Below are 15,761 nucleotides of genomic sequence, written 5' to 3'. Positions count from 1 at the left end.
ATGTCCGGTAACTATTTGCCGCGCAATCCGGCCGCCGAATGGCTGGGGCGCAGCGTGCTGAAACTCATGGGGTGGCGCATCGAGGGGCAGTTGCCCCGGCTCGACAAGTTCGTCGCCATCGGCGCCCACCACACCTCCAACTGGGACTTCGTGATCTTTATCGCGCTGAAGTTCGTCCTGCGCCTGAACGCCCGCTGGTTCGGCAAGCACAGCATCTTCCGCTGGCCGTTCGGCGGCCTGATGCGCGCCTGGGGCGGCATCCCGATCCGCCGCGAACGGCAGCGCAACACCGTGGAGCAGGCGGTGCAGGCGTTTCGCGACAACCGCGAATTCATCCTGGTGCTGTCGCCCGAGGGCACGCGCAAGAAGGTCGAGCGCTGGAAGATGGGCTTCTACCATATCGCCCTGGGCGCGGGCGTGCCCATAGTGCTGGGCGCGCTGGACTACCAGAACCGCCGCGTGGTGATCGGTCCGACCTTCCAGCCCACCGGCGACGAGCAGGCCGATCTGGCGGCGATGCTGGCGTTTTTCCGCCCCTACGTGCCGAAAAAGCCGCAATACGCCTTTCATGGCGATTGACGCCCGTCACGCTGACAATTACCAATGCGCTGTTATAGTTACTGGCACTTTCCCGAATAACCTGAAGGATCGCCCCATGAAACCGTTTCGCACGACCGCTGCTGTCCTGGCGCTGACCTCTGGCCTGCTGGCACTGCCGGCGCAGGCGGAAGTGGTGCAGCAGAACGTCAGTGGCGACCCCCTGTATACCGTCGAGGCGCCCAAGGCCTTCTCCATGATCGGCGACCTGGTGATCGCCCGTCCGCTGCTGATCGGCGCCACCGCCATCGGCGTCGCGGCCTTCGTCGTCAGCCTGCCGTTCACCGCCCTGGGCGGCAACGTCGGCGAGGCGGCCGAGGCGCTGGTGGTCGAGCCGGGCAAGGAAGCCTTCGTGCGCTGCCTGGGCTGCACCAGCAGCGGCTACAAGCACGACTGATTCGTTCGGTTGCATGACCGCGGCCTCTCGCTCCCTAACGGGGCGAGGGGCCGTTTGCGTTAGGGAGGGCGGGCGATGCGTTATCTGCGCTGGGTGATCCTGCTGCTGGTGGTGCTGGGCTTGGCCGCCTCGTTCTGGTTCAGCGAGGGCTGGCTGCAGCTGTGCGCCGGGCTGGCGGTGTTCCTGTTCGGCATGCAGTGCTTGGAGGAGGGGCTGCGTCAGCTGGCCGGCAGCAAGCTGGAGCAGATTCTCGGGCGCAGCACCGCGACGCCCTTCAAGAGCCTGCTGTTCGGCGTCGGCGGCACCTTGCTGCTGCAATCCAGCACCCTGGTCTCGCTGCTGACCATCGCCTTTATCAGCACCGGGCTGATCCAGCTGGCCGGCGGCATCGCCATCCTGTTCGGCGCCAACCTCGGCGCCACCAGCGGCATCTGGTTGCTGGCGCTGGCCGGGCAGAACCTCAGCCTCAGTCCCTTCGCCCTGCCGCTGCTGGTATTCGGCGTGCTGGCCGGTTTCGCCGGGCCGAAGAGCAAGGCGGCCGGGCGCATCGTGCTGGGCGTCGCCTTCATCTTTATCGGCATCGACCAGATCAAGGACGGCTTCGCCAGCTTCGGCGACGGCCTGGACATGAGCGGCTATCAGGCGAGCGGCCTGCGCGGCGCGCTGCTGTTCACCGCCATCGGCCTGGCGATCACCGTGGTGCTGCAATCGAGCCACGCCGCCCTGATGCTGACCCTGGCGGCGCTGGCCGGCGGCCAGCTGGAGCTGGGCCAGAGCCTGGCGATCGCCATCGGCTCCAATATCGGCAGCAGCGTCACCACCGCCTTCGTCGGCTCGCTGGGCGGCAACCGCAGCGGTCAGCGCCTGGCCCTGGCCCATGTGCTGTTCAACATCACCACCGGGGTGCTGGCCTTCTGTCTGCTCGGCCCGCTGACCTGGCTGGTGCAGGCCCTGGCCGAGCCCTTGGGCCTCGGCGGCAACAGCCTGATCCAGCTGGCGATGTTCCACACCCTGTTCAACGCCATGGGCGTGGCGCTGTTCTGGCCGCTGCAGGGACGCCTGGCGCAGCGGCTGATCCGCTGGCTGCCGGAGCGGGCCGAGCCGCAGGTGCTGATCACCGAACTGGCGGCCGAGCCGGTCGCCGAGCCCGAGCGCACCCGCGCCCGCTACCTCAGCGAGCGCGCCCTGGATTCGGTGGACGCCGCCTCCGGCGCGGTGGTGCAGGAGCTCGGCCACCTCGGCCGGCTGAGCCTGGAGGTGATCTGTCACGCGCTCTACCTGCCGGTGGATCAGCTGGCGCGCAGCCGGGTCGACGACCAGCTGCTGCAGGCCGGGCCGGCGCGCGGCGGCTTCGATGCCGAGCACCTCTATCAGTTCCATATCAAGGGGGTGTACGGCGACCTGCTGAGCTTCATGGGGCGCATGGAGCTGCCGATGGACGAGGCGCACCAGCGGTTCTGGGTCAGCTGCCAGTTGGCCGCGTTGCAACTGGTGGACGCGGTCAAGGACGCCAAGCACCTGCAGAAGAACCTCGGCCACTACCTCGACGCGCCGCCCTCGGCGGTGCGCGAGGCCTATGTGGAACTGCGCCGCCACCTGCTCGTCACCCTGCATGAGGTGCGCGAGCTGGCCCGCTCGGAGCTGCCCGAGGAGGCCTGGCAGGCGCGTTTGCGCTGGCTCGACGAGCAGGCGGCGGAGTTCGACGCGAAGTTTCGCCAGCGTCTGTTCGCCGAGGTGCGCAGCGGTCGCCTGGACGGCCTGCAGACCAGCTCGCTGATGAACGACCTGGGTTATGTCAGCCGCATCTTCCAGAGCCTGCGCAACGTGCTGATGCTCGGCGACGAGCAGGCGTTGTTTCGCGAATTGCGGCGGCTGGGCGATGAAAGCAGTGGGCCGCTGATCCTATCGCCTTGACCGACAGGCCCTGGCCCGGAGGCAATTCAGGGGGCGTCTGTCGGCAGCTCCCCGGATGGCGTCCGGGCTACACCGGCTGTTGGCGAGAATGGGGGCTTGCGGTGCGCACGGCGCACCCTAGGGCATGGCCTCGCCGATACCGCGCGGGTCGCTGGCCGCCTGCACCTCGCCGCTGACCTTGTCCCACAGCAGCACCTGCTGGTTGCCGTACTGCCGCTCCAGTGCCTTGAGCTGGTGGCCGCGGGCCTGTAGCTCGGCGATCTGCGCGGCGTCGAAGGTATCCGGCTCATGCTCGATCACGTCGGGCAGGAACTGGTGGTGGTAGCGCGCCACCGCCGGCCAGTGTGCGATGGGCTGGCCGTCCAGGTATTCGAGCATGGCCAGCAGCACCATGCTGGGTATACGGCTGCCACCAGGGGTGCCAAAGGCGGCGAACTCGTCGACGCTCTCGATAAAGCTCGGGCTCATGGACGACAGCGGCCGCTTGCCGGCGGCGATGGCGTTGGCCTGGCTGCCGGCCAGGCCGTAGGCGTTGGCGCCCTGGATATCGGCGGCGAAGTCGTCCATCTCGTCGTTGAGCAGCACGCCGGTGCCGGGCACGGTGAAGGCGGCGCCGAACGGCAGGTTGATCGACAGCGTGGCGGCCACCGCATTGCCCTCGGCGTCGAGCACGGCGAAGTGGGTGGTGTGGTCGCCTTCGTGCCAGGTGCCGGCCGGCGCCAGGCTGGCGCTGGGGGTGGCGCGTTCGGGGTCGATGCTGCCGGCCAGCACCGCCAGGTGGCCGGGCGAGAGCAGTTGTTCGAGCGGGTTGGCGACGAAATCCGGGTCGCCGAGCAGGCCGCGGTCGCGGTAGGCGCGGCGCAGCGCCTCGACCACATAGTGCACGCGCTGCAGCGGCTCGGCCTCGCGCCAGGGCAACTGGCCGAGAATCGCCAGGCTCTGCGCCAGGGCCACGCCGCCGGCCGAGGGCGGCGGCGCGCTGATCAGCTCGCGACCGTCCTCCAGGGGGAAGCGCAGCGGCGCGCGGTGGGCGATGCGGTATTCCCTCAGGTCTTCCAGGCTCCAGATACCGCCGGCCTTGCGCACACCGGCGACCAGGCGTTCGGCAAGGTGGCCGGCGTAGAACCCGGCATGGCCCTGGGCGGCGATCGTCTGCAGGGTGGCGGCCAGCTCCGGTTGACGCAGCCGATAGCCTTCGGCCGGCACTTCGCCGCGGTCGAGGAACAGCCGCGCGCTCTCGCCGTCGTCGCGCAGCGCCGCCAGGCGCCAGGCGGCGCGTTCGCGGTAGACGCGGTCGACGGCGAAGCCTTCGTTGGCCAGGGCAATGGCCGGGGCCAGGCTGGTTTTCAGCGGTAGGCGGCCGTGGCGTTCGGCCAGCTCCACCAGTGCCGCCGGCAGCCCCGGGATGGCCGCGGCGAGGGCACCGTTGAGCGACAACTCGCGCTGCGCCTTGCCATCGCGCTGGTACATATCGGCCTTGGCCTGAAGCGGCGCGCGCTCGCGGGCGTCGAGAAAGTCGTAGTTCGGCCTGTCGCCGGCGGTGCGCAGCAGGAAGAAACCGCCGCCGCCGAGGCCGGAACCGTAGGGTTCGACCACCGCCAGGGCGGCACTGGCCGCCACCGCGGCATCGAAGGCGTTGCCGCCGGAGTCCAGCATCTGCTGCGCGGCGGCCGTGGCGGCGGGGTGGGCGGTGGCGATGGCGGCCTGCTGCGGTGCGGCCTGGGCCAGCAGGCTGGCGGCGAGCAGCAGGGTCGGGAGCAGGAAGTGGCGCAACATGCGATCTACCGAAGGCGGCTGGGGGAAGGGCGAAGCTTAGCAGCCTTGGTTTGTCGTGCGGGCTTGGCGGAGAGGCGAAACGCTGGCGCGGCGGTTCGCCCAGGGATCGGTCAGGCCTTGCCGGTGATGATCCGGTACTTCTGCATCAGCTCGTCCTTGCTCTCGACGTTGTTCTCGTCGAGCGGGATGCAGTCCACCGGGCACACCTGCTGGCACTGCGGCTCGTCGTAGTGGCCGACGCATTCGGTGCACAGGTTGGGGTCGATCACGTAGATCTCCTCACCCTGGGAGATGGCGCCGTTGGGGCACTCGGGTTCGCAGACGTCGCAGTTGATGCAGTCGTCGGTGATGATTAGGGACATGGAACAACTCCTGTCGAGGCGGGACGCCGCGACACTATCGGACAACGGTAGGCGAATTGTGCCGGATTGGGCGGTGGCGCGCCATGTGCTGAGCGAGAGGCGGAGTCGGTGGGCGCGGCCTTTGTGGGAGCGGCTTCAGCCGCGAGCGGCCGAGTCATTCGCGGCTGAAGCCGCTCCCACAGGGGCTGGTCAGCGCTGGCGAAAACGCTCGTTCAGCGCAGCGGCCACGGCCGGATGGACGAACTTGGAGATGTCGCCGCCGAGGGCCGCGATCTCGCGCACCAGGGTCGAGGAGATAAAGGAGTATTTCTCCGACGGGGTGAGGAACAGGCTTTCCACGTCCGGCGCCAGCTGGCGGTTCATATTGGCCAGCTGGAATTCGTACTCGAAGTCCGACACCGCGCGCAGGCCGCGCAGGAACACGTTGGCGCCCTGTTCCTTGGCGAAGTGCGCGAGCAGGGTGGAGAACCCCACCACTTCGACGTTGGGCAGGTGCTTGGTGACCTCGCGGGCCAGCTCCACCCGTTGTTCCAGGGGGAACAGCGGGTTCTTCTTCGGGCTGGCGGCGACGGCGATGATGACGTGATCGAACAGCCGAGAGGCGCGTTCGACCAGATCGCCATGGCCCTTGGTGATGGGGTCGAAGGTGCCGGGGTATAACACTCGATTCATCGGGACGTCCTGGCGGGTCGAAAAGGAGTCGGATGGTAGCGCAGCGCTTCCCTCAGGGCCAAGCGTGACGACAGCTCAGCTGCTGCGCAGATGCAGGACGAGTGCGGGCATCAGGCAGGCCAGGGCGATCCAGTCGGCGCACACCACTCGGCGCAAAGCCTCGTTGTAGACGGGAGCGCTCCATGCCAGCAGGAGGAAGGCGAGCACGCTGACCAGCCCGCCGATCAGGGCCACGCCGCGTAGCGTCGGGACGAACGCCGCGGCGACCAGCAGGGCGCCGAGCAGGCCGAACAGCACGGCGCGGTGGCGCATGAGGATCTGCAGGTTGGGCTCGTCCAGGGCGATGCCGTACAGCGCGTTGAGGCGTTCGCCACCCAGAACGCCGACCAGCGGCAGCAGGTGGATGACCCCCGCCACCAGCAGCAGAAAGCCGATCAGCTTGCTCATCTCAGGTCTTCAGGCGTTCGCCCAGCAGGGTGGCGAGCTTGGCGGTGAGGCCGTAGATCGACAGCTGCGGGTTGGCGCCGATGCTGGTGGGGAACAGCGAGCCGTCGTGAATCGACAGGTTGGCCAGCTGGTGATGCCGGCCCAGGCTGTCGACCACCGCCTGCCGCGGGTCTTCGCCCATGGCGCAGCCGCCCATCACGTGGGCGCTGCCCAGGCGGGTGCGGTACAGCGCCAGGTCGAGGTGCTCGATCAGGTCCTTGGCTTGCTTCCACGTCTTCACGTAACTGGCGTCGGCGTGCATCGGCATCACCGCGCGGGCGCCGGCGGCGAACTGGATTTCGGCCATGCTCAGGAAGGCGCGGCGCACGCCGTCCCAGCTGTAGTCGGTCATCCGGTAGTCGAGCACCGGGCTGCCGTCGCCGCGCAGCTCCACCCGGCCCTCGGCGCTGTCTTCGTGGAAGCCGTCGCGCAGCAGGGCGAGCATCACGTTGGTGTGCGGCAACTGCTCCATGCGCAGGGCGTTCTCGCGGCCGAAGTCGCCGAGCAATGTGGCGGTCAGCGCCGGCTGCAGCGGCGGCACCTCCAGCTTGTAGGAGAGGCGTCCGGCGGTGCCGTCGTCCCACTGGAAGTGGTCGGAGTAGAGCGACTGCGGCGCGCCGTAGAAGGGGTTGATGACCTGCTCGAACTGCGCGGCGGAGAAATTGACCAGGTGCAGGTAGGTGCGCCGGCCGACGCGCTGGTGCGGGTCGGGCGCCGCCGAGCGCAGCAGGATGCCCGGTGTGTTGATGCCGCCGCCGGCCAGCACGTAGTGCCGCGCCCTGACCCGGATGCGCTTGCCGTTGGGCGCCACGCAGCGCGGGTCCATGCCCAGGCAGTCGAGACCGACCACCTGGTCGCCTTCGATCAGCAGCTTGTCGGCGCGCGCCAGGTAGAGCAGCTCGCCACCGGCCTCGAGGGTGGCGGGGATGGTGGTAACCAGCATCGACTGTTTGGCGTTGGTCGGACAGCCCATGCCGCAGTAGCCGAGGTTCCAGCAGCCGCGCACGTTGCGCGGGATCGCCGCCCAGTGGTAGCCGAGCTTGTCGCAGCCGGCGCGGATCACCTCGTTGTTGGCGTTCGGCGGCACCGCCCAGGGGGCGACGCCCAGGCGCCGTTCCATCTGCTCGAACCAGGGCGCCATGGATGCTGCGTCGTGGCCCTGCACGCCGTGCACCTCGGCCCAGTGCGCCAGGGTTTGCGGCGGGGTGCGGAAGCTGCTGGTCCAGTTGACCAGGGTGGTGCCGCCCACGGCGCGGCCCTGGAGGATGGTGATGGCGCCGTCCTTGCTCATGCGGCCGATGCCTTCCTGGTACAGCGACGGGTAGGCCTCGGCCTCCTGCATCCTGAAGTCGTCACTGGTCTTCAGCGGGCCTTCCTCGATCAGCAGCACCTTGTAGCCGGCGGCGCTGAGGATCTCCGCGGTAGTGCCGCCGCCGGCGCCGCTGCCGACGATGGCGACGTCGGCTTCCAGGCTCAGGTCGTTTTCCAGGCGCGAGCCGTCGTGGGTCTTCCAGCCGCGGGCCAGGCCTTGCTTGAACAAATCGGGTACAGGCATTTCAGGCTCTCTTCTTGTAATTCACACAGGCCTTAGCGTGTCGCGAGGCCGCCTAGGCTGTGCGCACCGAGGTACCCGCGTCGCTTTCATGGTGCGCGCGGCGCACCCTACGACATCCGCGACAGGTCGTTAGACCTTAGGCGGCCCCGGATAGCCGCAATGGGCCCAGGACTCCGGCCGGCTGTACCAGGCCATCATCACCAGTTGCAGCAGCGAGGCGTGGCCCATGCGCAGCAGGCTCAGGCTGCTGTTCTGCCAGCGGATGAGGAACTGCCGCACGTCATCGCCACTGGCGTTGTCCCAGCTGCCCCAGACCCCGGTCAGCGGGCCGCGGGTGATGGGCAGGGCGAGCACGTCGAACAGCTGCACGGTGAGTTTCAGCATCTCCGGCGACAGGTGCGCCAGGCTGGTGTCGAGGCTCTTGAGCGTGCCGTCGACGGCCTGCGGCATTTGCTCGGCACTGACGGCGCCCTCGAGCATTACCGGGATCAGTGCGCGCAGAAAGGGCAGGTCGCTGCTGCGCAGGATCAGGTAGCCGCTGGCCGGCGTGCTGGCCGAGCAGCCGCTCAGGCTGGCGGTCAGCCCGGCGGTGCCGAGCAGCGCCGTGCCCAGCAGGCCGACCTTGAGCAGGCTGCGCCGCGACAGTTGCGGCGCGTTCAGGGTGGTGTCATTCATTGTTGTTGTCACCAGGCTTGGAACGGGCGTTGCCCGCGTGGATCAGCGTAGGAACAGCTTGTAGACCAGCTTCTGGATTGCCTTGCCATAGGGCGGGTAGATCAGCCGCGCGGCATTGAAGCGCTGCTTGATAAACACGCCCTTGGCCTTGCTGAAGGTCAGGAAACCCTCATGGCCGTGGTAATGGCCCATGCCGGACGGGCCGATACCGCCGAACGGCATGTCGTCCTGGGCTACGTGCAGCAGGGTGTCGTTCAGGCACACGCCGCCGGAGTGGGTCTCGTGCAGCACGCGCTGCTGCTCGCGCCTGTCGTAGCCGAAGTAGTACAGCGCCAGCGGCCGTGGCCGTGCGTTGACGTAGGCGAAGGCGTCTTCCAGGCGGTCGTAGGGCACCACCGGCAGCAGCGGGCCGAAGATCTCGTCCTGCATCAGCTTCATGTCGTCGTTGACGTCCAGCACCAGGCTCTGCGGCAGGCGCCGGCCCTGCGCTTCGGGGTAGAGCGCAACGATGCGTGCGCCCTTGGCCTGGGCGTCCTGCAGGTAGCCGGTCAGACGCACCAGCTGGCGCTCGTTGATGATCGCGGTGTAGTCGGGGTTGTCCTTGAGCGCCGGGTAGAAACGCTGCACCACCTCGCGGTAGGCGGCGACAAAGCCCTCCACCCGATCCCTCGGCACCAGCACATAGTCCGGTGCCACGCAGGTCTGCCCGGCGTTGAGGGTCTTGCCGAAGGCGATGCGCTCGGCGGCGTGCTCCAGCGGCACGTCGGCGGAAACGATGGCCGGCGACTTGCCGCCCAGCTCCAGGGTCACCGGGGTGAGGTTCTCGGCGGCGGCGCGCATCACGTGCCGGCCGATGCTGGTGGCGCCGGTGAACAGCAGGTGGTCGAACGGCAGCTTGGAGAAGGCCATGCCGACTTCCGCCTCGCCCAGGGCGACGCTGACCAGATCCTCGGGGAAGATGCGCGCCAGCAGGTCCTTGACCAGCTGCGAGGTGGCCGGGGTGGATTCGCTCATCTTGATCATCACCCGGTTGCCGGCCGCCAGCGCGCCAACCAGCGGGCCGATGGCGAGAAACAGCGGGTAGTTCCACGGCACTATGACGCCGACCACGCCCAGCGGCTGGTAGACGACCTTGGCCGCGGCGGGCATGAACTGCAGGCCGACGCTGCGCCGCGACGGCTTCATCCACTGCTTGATGCGTTTGCTCGCGTAGTGGATGCCGTGCAGGCTGGGCATCAGCTCGGCGAGCAGGGTTTCGTCGGCCGAACGGTTGCTGAAGTCCTCGGAGATCGCCGCCACCAGTGCGTCCTGCTGCTGGGTCAGCAGCTCGCGCAGGGATTTCAGCCACTGCATGCGTTGCTCGGCCGATGGCATGGGATTGGCGGCGAAGGCGGCGCGTTGCAGGGCGAAGGTGCGTTCCAGCTGGTTGATCTGCTGTTGGCTGTGCTGCAGGTAGGCGATGTCGGCGACCATGGGGTTTCTCCTCGACGGTCCAGCTGGGCGATGCGCGACGGGGCGCGTGGGCGTGCTGGATTTTTAGAGCAATTGCTCTAATGTGTCAAATAGCATGGCGCGCCAAGCGCGTTGCCGCAGCCTAACCAAAGGTCAGCGGTGCGCCGATCGAGGGCTGGGGGTAACACCCAGGGCGTTTCTGCCTGTACCTTTGCCGCTTTCCCTCCACGAGACCGAGCCGCGCCATGGCGCCACCCAAGACCCGCGAGCGCATCGTTCAAGCCAGCCTGGAGCTGTTCAACAGCCAGGGCGAACGCAGCGTCACCACCAACCATATCGCCGCGCACCTGGGCATTTCGCCGGGCAACCTGTACTACCACTTCCGCAACAAGCAGGCGATCATCGCCGAGCTGTTCGCCCAGTACGAGGCGCAGGTCGACGGCTTTCTGCGCCGGCCCGAGGGTCGCGCGCTGACGGTGGAAGACAAGACCTTCTACCTGGAGGCGCTGCTGGCGGCGATGTGGCACTACCGCTTCCTGCACCGCGACCTCGAGCACCTGCTGGAGGCCGACGCCGAGCTGGCCGCGCGCTACCGCGCCTTCGCCCGCCGCTGCCTGGTGGGCGCCCAGGCGATCTACCAGGGTTTCGTCGAGGCGGGCATCCTGCTGATGAGCCCGGCGCAGATCGAGGCGCTGACGCTCAACAGCTGGATCATCATGACCTCCTGGGTGCGCTTTCTCTGCACCGCCGGCGCCAGTCCGGACAACCTCAGCCAGGACATGCTGCGCCGCGGTATCTACCAGGTGCTGGCGCTGGAGGGCGGCTATATCGCCCCCGCCGCGCGCGAGGCGGTCGAAGCCCTGTACGGCCGCCTGCATGTGCCGCTGGAGCAGGTGTTGGGGTGATCGGCTGGCGCCGTGACGACCCCCGTAGCCCGGACTGCATTCGGGCTACGGCAGGTCAGGCGCCCAGTGCTGCCAACCACTCGGGAATCCGCCGTTCCAGGTAATACCCGGGCCGGCGCGGGCTGCCGTCGACGAAGCCGACATGGCCGCCGCGGGCGTGCAGCTCGAACTCGGTACCGGGCGCCAGTTCGCCGGCCTCCGGCAGGCTGTGGCGGAAGATGAAGGGATCGTCCTCGGCCTGGATGATCAGCGTCCGCGTGCGGATCGCGCCGAGGTAGAAACGGCTGGAGGCGCGTCGGTAGTAGTCCTGGGCGTCGGCATAGCCGTGCAGCGGGGCGGTGACGCGCCCGTCGAAGTCCCAGAAGGTGCGCATGCCGTGCAGCGGCCCGAGGCGTTCCAGCACCGACAGGCGTTCGCCCTGGCCCTGGGCGGCGAAAAGGCGCTGCTTGTTGCTGACGTAGGCGACCATCTCGCGCATGAAGTGCGCCTGGTAGACCCGCGAGAAGCCCAGGCCGATGCGGTCGGCGCACTGATCCAGGCGAAACGGCACCGACACCGCCACCGCGCCCAGCACCTGGCTTTGCGCGCCACTCTCGCCGAGGTACTTGAGCAGCACGTTGCCGCCCAGCGAATAGCCCACCGCATAGAGCGGCGCCATCGGCCGCTGCGCGCGCAGATGGGCCACGGCAGCGGCCAGGTCCTCGCTGGCGCCGGAATGGTAGCCGCGCGGCAGCAGGTTGGGCTCGCCGGAGCAGCCGCGCCAGTTCAGCGCCACGCTGGCCCAGCCGCGCGCGGCCAGCGCCTGCTGCAGGCCGAGCACGTAGAGCGAACTGGAACTGCCGGTCAGCCCGTGCAGCACCAGCACCAACGGCGTGCGGGCCTCGTGCGGGCCGTGCCAGTCGAGATCGAGAAAATCGCCGTCGTCCAGCCACAGACGCTCGCGCCTGCGTGCAAGCACCGGTGGCTTGCGGCACAGCGGGTTCCACAGGGTCTGCAGATGCGGGCCGGGCAGCCACCAGGCGGGGGTGAAGGAAGCGGTCATGGGGGATAGGGCGGAAGGTGAGCAGGGCTTCAGGCTAGAGGCTTTGCCGGCAAAACAGAAGCCCTGGCGGGGCAACGAATGGCGGGGCCGTAGGTTGGGCTGAGCGCAGCGAAGCCCAACGGGGGTTCGTGGGTTGCCGACGTTGGGCTTCGTCGCTGCGCGACTCAACCCAACCTACAGGCTTCAGCGCCGACGCTTGCGCAGTATGCGCCAGGCGCACCAGGCCAGTACCAGTAGGGCGGCGATGCGCTGGTTGGTCAGGCCGATGGCGATGCCGGCGTTGGGGTTGTGCGGTATCGCACGTCTCAGATGGAACGCAATTTCCTGCTGGCTGAAAAGCACCGGCAGCGCCAGTGCGGTCAGCAGCAGGTAGGGCAGGTGGTCGTAGATGAAGTCTTTCATCCACGCTGCCACAGCGCGTAATGCACCTGGCCGCTGTGCTTCTCGCGGTGCAGGCGCCAGTTGCCGGGCAGGCCGAGGGTCGAGGGCGCCGTTTCGCTTTCGGTGTAGACCCAGGCGTCGTCGGCCAGCCAGCCCTGGGTTTCCAATAGCTTGCAGGCATTCTGCAGCAGGTCCTGGTGGAACGGCGGGTCGAGCAGGACGATATCGAAACGCCGCGGCGCCGGGCGCGTCAGCAGTTGCAGGGCATCGCCCTGCTGGATCTCGCCGTCAGCGCACTGCAGCGTCGCCAGATGGCCGCGCAACGCCGCCACCGAGGCCGGGTTGAGGTCGCAGGCCAGGCCGCTGGCGGCGCCGCGCGACAGCGCCTCGAGCAGCAGTGCGCCGCTGCCGGCGAAGGGATCGAGCACATGGGCGCCCTCGACATAGGGCGCCAGCCAGTTGAACAGGGTTTCGCGCACCCGGTCCGGCGTCGGGCGCAGGCCCGGGCCGTCGGGGAAGGCGAAGCGCCGCGAGCGCCACTGGCCGCCGATGATGCGCAGCTGGCCCTGGCCGCCGTGGGGCTTGGCGGCCGGCTTGGGCGGAGTGCGGCCGCGCATCAGTGCGGCACCGCGCTGGGCAGCTCGGCCGGCTTGTCGCTGGGTGGCGGCAGTTCCTGCTGGGTCACGGTCGGGCCGGCCGTCACCACCAACAGCGCCTCGGGGTCGAGGTGCTTGGCCATGGCCGCTTTCACCTGTTCGACGCTCAGCGCCTGGACGTCGCGCATAAAGTCGTCCAGGTAGCTCAGCGGCAGGTCGTAGAAGCCCATGCTGGCCAACTGGCCGACGATATCGGCGTTGCTCGCGGTCGACAGCGGGAAGCTGCCGGCCAGCTCGCGCTTGGCGTTGTCCAGCTCTTCCTGGGTCGGGCCGCTCTGCAGGTAGTCGGCGAGCAGTTGCTTGACCAGCTTGAGGGTGCCCTCACTTAGCTCGGCGCGGGTCTGCAGGTTGATCATGAACGGGCCGCGCGCCTGCATGGCGCTGAAGCCGGAGTAGACACCGTAGGTCAGCCCGCGCTTCTCGCGCACCTCGCTCATCAGGCGGGTGCCGAAGCCGCCGCCGCCGAAGATCTGGTTGCCCAGGTAGAGCGCGGCGTAGTCCGGATCGCGGCGGTCGATGCCGAGCTGGGCGATCATCAGGTGGGTCTGGTTGGAGGGGAACTCGATATGGCTGGGGCCGGGCGCCGGCGGCTGCGGCTGGGCGATGCGCGGCAGCGCCGGGCCCTGCGGCAGGGCGGCGGAGACTTGCGCGGCGATGGCCTCGGCCTGCTCGCGCGACAGGTCGCCGACCAGGGCGATCACCGCGTTGCCGGCGGCATAGGCGCGGGCGTGGAAGGCGGCGAGCTGCTCGCGCTCGATCGCCGGGATGGACTCGGCGTTGCCGTCGCTCGGGTGGGCATAGGGGTGGTCGCCGTACAGGCGCTGGAACAGCTCCAGGCTGGCCAGCTTGCCGGGGTTTTGCTTCTGGAACTCGAAGCCAGCCAGCAGCTGGTTCTTGATCCGCGCCAGGGCCTCTTCGGGGAAGGTCGGCTGGCCGAGCACCTCGGCGAACAGTGCCAGCGCGGGCTCGCGCTGCTCTTTCGCGCTCAGGCTGCGCAGGCTGGCCACCGCCATGTCGCGGTAGGCGCCGTTGCCGAACTCGGCGCCGAGGCCCTCGAAGCCGGCGGCGATGGCGCCGACGTCCTTGCCCGGCACGCCCTCGTTGAGCATGGCGTTGGTCAGGGTGGCCAGGCCGGGCACGCCGTCGTCCTGGCTGCTGCCGGCGGCGAAGGTCAGGCGCAGGTCGAACATCGGCAGCTCGCGCGCTTCGACGAACAGCACCTTGGCGCCCTGTTCGGTGTGCCAGGTCTGGATATCCAGGCTGCGTCGGGTCGGCGCCTGGCCGTTCAGCTCGGCGAGCGATTCCAGCTTGGCCGGCGCTTCGGTGTTGTTGGCGGTCGCCTTGGCCTCATCGGGTTGGCGGTCGCAGCCGCTCAGGGCCAGGGTGGTGCTCAGGGCCAGGCCGAGCAGGGCGATGCGCAGGTGCTCAGTCTTCATGGCGAGACTCCTCATGACGAGCGTCCTCGGGCAATACATGGGCGACGCTCAGGCGGTCGCGGACGAAGAAGGTGCGGGCGGCCTGCTGGATGTCCTCGGGGGTGACGGCTTCCAACTCGGCCAGCTCCTGGTCGATCAGCTGCCAGGACAGGCCGACGGTCTCCAGCTGGCCGATGCTGGTGGCCTGGCTGGTGATGGAGTCGCGCTCGTAGACCAGCCCGGCGATCACCTGGGCGCGCACGCGGGCCAGCTCTTCGGCGGATGGCGGGCTGTTCTTCAGCTCCTCCAGCTCGCGCCACAGCCCGGCTTCGGTCTCGGCCAGGCTGCGCTGCTTCTGCACGTTGGGCGTGGCGCTCAGCACGAACAGGCTGTCGCCGCGGGCGAAGGCGTTGTACCAGGCGCTGGCGCCGGAAACCAGTTCCTCACCGCGCTCCAGGCGGCTGGACAGCCGCGCGCTGTAGCCGCCGTCGAGCAGAGCCGCAGCCAGGCGCAGGGCGTAGGCCTGGCGCGGCGTTTCGGCGGTGGCCAGGCCGGGCACGTTGAAGCCCATCAGCAGGCTCGGCAGCTGGGTCTTCAGATGCAGCGTGGTGCGCCGCTCGCCGGCAGCCGGCAGTTCCAGCGGCAGCTTGGCGCTGGGCACCGCGCGGCGCTCGATGGCGCCGAAATAGCGTTCGGCGAGAATCTTCACCTCGGCGGCGCTGACGTCGCCGACCACCACCAGGGTGGCGTTGTTCGGCGCGTACCACTGTCGATACCAGGCGCGCAGCTCGTCGATGTGCATGCGCTCGAGGTCGGCCATCCAGCCGATGGTGGGGATGCTGTAGCCGCTGGCCGGATAGGCCATGGCCTTGAAGCGCTCAAAAGCCAGCGAGGAGGGACGGTCGTCGGTACGCAGGCGGCGCTCCTCCTTGATCACCTCGATCTCCTTGGCGAACTCCCCGGCCGGCAGCTGCAGGCTGGCCAGGCGGTCGGCCTCCAGCTCCAGGGCGACGCCCAGGCGGTCGCGCGCCAGCACCTGGTAGTAGGCGGTGTAGTCGTCGCTGGTGAAGGCGTTTTCCTCGGCGCCCAGTTCGCGCAGGATGCGCGAGGCTTCGCCGGGGCCGAGCTTGCGGCTGCCCTTGAACATCATGTGCTCGAGGGCGTGGGACAGACCGGTGGAGCCGGCCGTCTCGTAGCTGGAGCCGACCTTGTACCAGAGCTGGCTGACCACCACCGGGGCGCGGTGATCCTCGCGGACTATGACCTTGAGGCCGTTGTCCAGGCTGAATTCATGGGTCGGTTGCAGGGCGGCGGCCAGCGCCGTCAGGGGCACGCAGAGGGCGCCGAACAGCAGGCCGAGGGAGCGGCGGGCAATGGCATTCATCGAGAGTCTGACCTGTCGGATGGCCTGGGCGGTCGTACCGCCGGCGGGCGAAGAGGTGCTAGGATACCCCATCCTTTTCCGGGGCGGCGCAG

The 15,761-nt window shown here is 68.7% G+C and carries 16 protein-coding genes; 4 read left to right on the top strand and 12 right to left on the bottom strand.

Annotation, left to right across the window (positions count from 1 at the left end; translation table 11 throughout):
* The 3 genes from ACW9UL_RS21270 (at window position 1) to ACW9UL_RS21260 (ending at window position 2,908) form a co-directional block, all read left to right on the top strand.
* Entirely contained in the window at window positions 1–579 is a 579-nt protein-coding gene (locus tag ACW9UL_RS21270; protein ID WP_021445664.1) for a lysophospholipid acyltransferase family protein, read from the top strand.
* 76 nt (window positions 580–655) lie between these two features.
* Window positions 656–994 carry a multidrug transporter gene (locus ACW9UL_RS21265; protein WP_397497693.1) on the top strand — a complete coding sequence of 113 codons (339 nt, stop codon included), beginning with the start codon at window positions 656–658 and terminating at the stop codon, window positions 992–994.
* Between the two features lie 75 nt (window positions 995–1,069).
* Entirely contained in the window at window positions 1,070–2,908 is a 1,839-nt protein-coding gene (locus ACW9UL_RS21260; protein WP_457788205.1) for a Na/Pi cotransporter family protein, read from the top strand.
* Between the two features lie 117 nt (window positions 2,909–3,025).
* Here the strand turns inward: ACW9UL_RS21260 and ggt are convergent, their stop codons facing one another.
* The 7 genes from ggt to ACW9UL_RS21225 all read right to left on the bottom strand — a co-directional run bounded on the left by ggt (window position 3,026) and on the right by ACW9UL_RS21225 (window position 9,907).
* A complete protein-coding gene (ggt, locus tag ACW9UL_RS21255) occupies window positions 3,026–4,684 on the bottom strand; it encodes a gamma-glutamyltransferase (protein ID WP_457788204.1) in 1,659 nt (552 codons plus the stop codon).
* 110 nt (window positions 4,685–4,794) lie between these two features.
* Window positions 4,795–5,046, bottom strand: coding sequence for a YfhL family 4Fe-4S dicluster ferredoxin (locus tag ACW9UL_RS21250; protein ID WP_004373873.1), 252 nt, complete (start codon window positions 5,044–5,046; stop codon window positions 4,795–4,797).
* 189 nt (window positions 5,047–5,235) lie between these two features.
* Entirely contained in the window at window positions 5,236–5,718 is a 483-nt protein-coding gene (gene coaD / locus ACW9UL_RS21245) for a pantetheine-phosphate adenylyltransferase (protein ID WP_122109651.1), read from the bottom strand.
* A gap of 75 nt (window positions 5,719–5,793) precedes the next feature.
* Window positions 5,794–6,165, bottom strand: a complete 372-nt coding sequence (locus ACW9UL_RS21240; RefSeq protein WP_457788203.1) for a phosphopantetheine adenylyltransferase — start codon at window positions 6,163–6,165, stop codon at window positions 5,794–5,796.
* Window position 6,166: 1 nt separating this feature from the next.
* Complete coding sequence (locus tag ACW9UL_RS21235) at window positions 6,167–7,759, bottom strand: GMC family oxidoreductase (protein ID WP_457788202.1); 1,593 nt, start codon at window positions 7,757–7,759, stop codon at window positions 6,167–6,169.
* A gap of 129 nt (window positions 7,760–7,888) precedes the next feature.
* Window positions 7,889–8,434, bottom strand: coding sequence for a twin-arginine translocation pathway signal protein (locus tag ACW9UL_RS21230; RefSeq protein ID WP_457788201.1), 546 nt, complete (start codon window positions 8,432–8,434; stop codon window positions 7,889–7,891).
* Between the two features lie 42 nt (window positions 8,435–8,476).
* Window positions 8,477–9,907 (bottom strand): coniferyl aldehyde dehydrogenase, encoded by a 1,431-nt coding sequence (locus ACW9UL_RS21225; protein WP_457788200.1) that lies wholly within the window; start codon window positions 9,905–9,907, stop codon window positions 8,477–8,479.
* A gap of 224 nt (window positions 9,908–10,131) precedes the next feature.
* Here ACW9UL_RS21225 and ACW9UL_RS21220 point away from each other — a divergent pair, with 224 nt between their 5' ends.
* Window positions 10,132–10,791 (top strand): TetR/AcrR family transcriptional regulator, encoded by a 660-nt coding sequence (locus tag ACW9UL_RS21220; RefSeq protein WP_122109646.1) that lies wholly within the window; start codon window positions 10,132–10,134, stop codon window positions 10,789–10,791.
* A gap of 55 nt (window positions 10,792–10,846) precedes the next feature.
* On the opposite strand, the gene ACW9UL_RS21215 is transcribed toward ACW9UL_RS21220, so the two are convergent.
* From ACW9UL_RS21215 to ACW9UL_RS21195, 5 genes are all read right to left on the bottom strand, one after another.
* Entirely contained in the window at window positions 10,847–11,833 is a 987-nt protein-coding gene (locus ACW9UL_RS21215; protein WP_457788199.1) for a hydrolase, read from the bottom strand.
* Between the two features lie 183 nt (window positions 11,834–12,016).
* Complete coding sequence (locus ACW9UL_RS21210; protein ID WP_457788198.1) at window positions 12,017–12,235, bottom strand: hypothetical protein; 219 nt, start codon at window positions 12,233–12,235, stop codon at window positions 12,017–12,019.
* The gene (gene rsmD, locus ACW9UL_RS21205; protein WP_457788197.1) at window positions 12,232–12,831 is read right to left on the bottom strand and encodes a 16S rRNA (guanine(966)-N(2))-methyltransferase RsmD; all 600 of its coding nucleotides are present in this window, start codon (window positions 12,829–12,831) and stop codon (window positions 12,232–12,234) included. The genes ACW9UL_RS21210 and rsmD overlap by 4 nt, the downstream gene beginning before the upstream one ends.
* Window positions 12,831–14,306, bottom strand: coding sequence for a M16 family metallopeptidase (locus ACW9UL_RS21200; protein WP_457788196.1), 1,476 nt, complete (start codon window positions 14,304–14,306; stop codon window positions 12,831–12,833). Before ACW9UL_RS21200 ends, rsmD begins: the two co-directional genes overlap by 1 nt.
* A complete protein-coding gene (locus tag ACW9UL_RS21195) occupies window positions 14,296–15,669 on the bottom strand; it encodes a M16 family metallopeptidase (protein WP_457788195.1) in 1,374 nt (457 codons plus the stop codon). Before ACW9UL_RS21195 ends, ACW9UL_RS21200 begins: the two co-directional genes overlap by 11 nt.
* Between the last annotated feature and the right edge of the window lie 92 nt (window positions 15,670–15,761).

It is taken from the genome of Pseudomonas sp. PL-6 (assembly GCF_054110165.1).
This window is presented reverse-complemented; position numbering and strand designations above follow the sequence as displayed.

Coding starts and splice junctions, on each gene's coding strand:
- ACW9UL_RS21270 (WP_021445664.1), top strand. CDS start 1: ATGTCCGGTAACTATTTGCCGCGCAATCCGGCCGCCGAATGGCTGGGG.
- ACW9UL_RS21265 (WP_397497693.1), top strand. CDS start 656: ATGAAACCGTTTCGCACGACCGCTGCTGTCCTGGCGCTGACCTCTGGC.
- ACW9UL_RS21260 (WP_457788205.1), top strand. CDS start 1,070: ATGCGTTATCTGCGCTGGGTGATCCTGCTGCTGGTGGTGCTGGGCTTG.
- ggt (WP_457788204.1), bottom strand. CDS start 4,684: ATGTTGCGCCACTTCCTGCTCCCGACCCTGCTGCTCGCCGCCAGCCTG.
- ACW9UL_RS21250 (WP_004373873.1), bottom strand. CDS start 5,046: ATGTCCCTAATCATCACCGACGACTGCATCAACTGCGACGTCTGCGAA.
- coaD (WP_122109651.1), bottom strand. CDS start 5,718: ATGAATCGAGTGTTATACCCCGGCACCTTCGACCCCATCACCAAGGGC.
- ACW9UL_RS21240 (WP_457788203.1), bottom strand. CDS start 6,165: ATGAGCAAGCTGATCGGCTTTCTGCTGCTGGTGGCGGGGGTCATCCAC.
- ACW9UL_RS21235 (WP_457788202.1), bottom strand. CDS start 7,759: ATGCCTGTACCCGATTTGTTCAAGCAAGGCCTGGCCCGCGGCTGGAAG.
- ACW9UL_RS21230 (WP_457788201.1), bottom strand. CDS start 8,434: ATGAATGACACCACCCTGAACGCGCCGCAACTGTCGCGGCGCAGCCTG.
- ACW9UL_RS21225 (WP_457788200.1), bottom strand. CDS start 9,907: ATGGTCGCCGACATCGCCTACCTGCAGCACAGCCAACAGCAGATCAAC.
- ACW9UL_RS21220 (WP_122109646.1), top strand. CDS start 10,132: ATGGCGCCACCCAAGACCCGCGAGCGCATCGTTCAAGCCAGCCTGGAG.
- ACW9UL_RS21215 (WP_457788199.1), bottom strand. CDS start 11,833: ATGACCGCTTCCTTCACCCCCGCCTGGTGGCTGCCCGGCCCGCATCTG.
- ACW9UL_RS21210 (WP_457788198.1), bottom strand. CDS start 12,235: ATGAAAGACTTCATCTACGACCACCTGCCCTACCTGCTGCTGACCGCA.
- rsmD (WP_457788197.1), bottom strand. CDS start 12,831: ATGCGCGGCCGCACTCCGCCCAAGCCGGCCGCCAAGCCCCACGGCGGC.
- ACW9UL_RS21200 (WP_457788196.1), bottom strand. CDS start 14,306: ATGAAGACTGAGCACCTGCGCATCGCCCTGCTCGGCCTGGCCCTGAGC.
- ACW9UL_RS21195 (WP_457788195.1), bottom strand. CDS start 15,669: ATGAATGCCATTGCCCGCCGCTCCCTCGGCCTGCTGTTCGGCGCCCTC.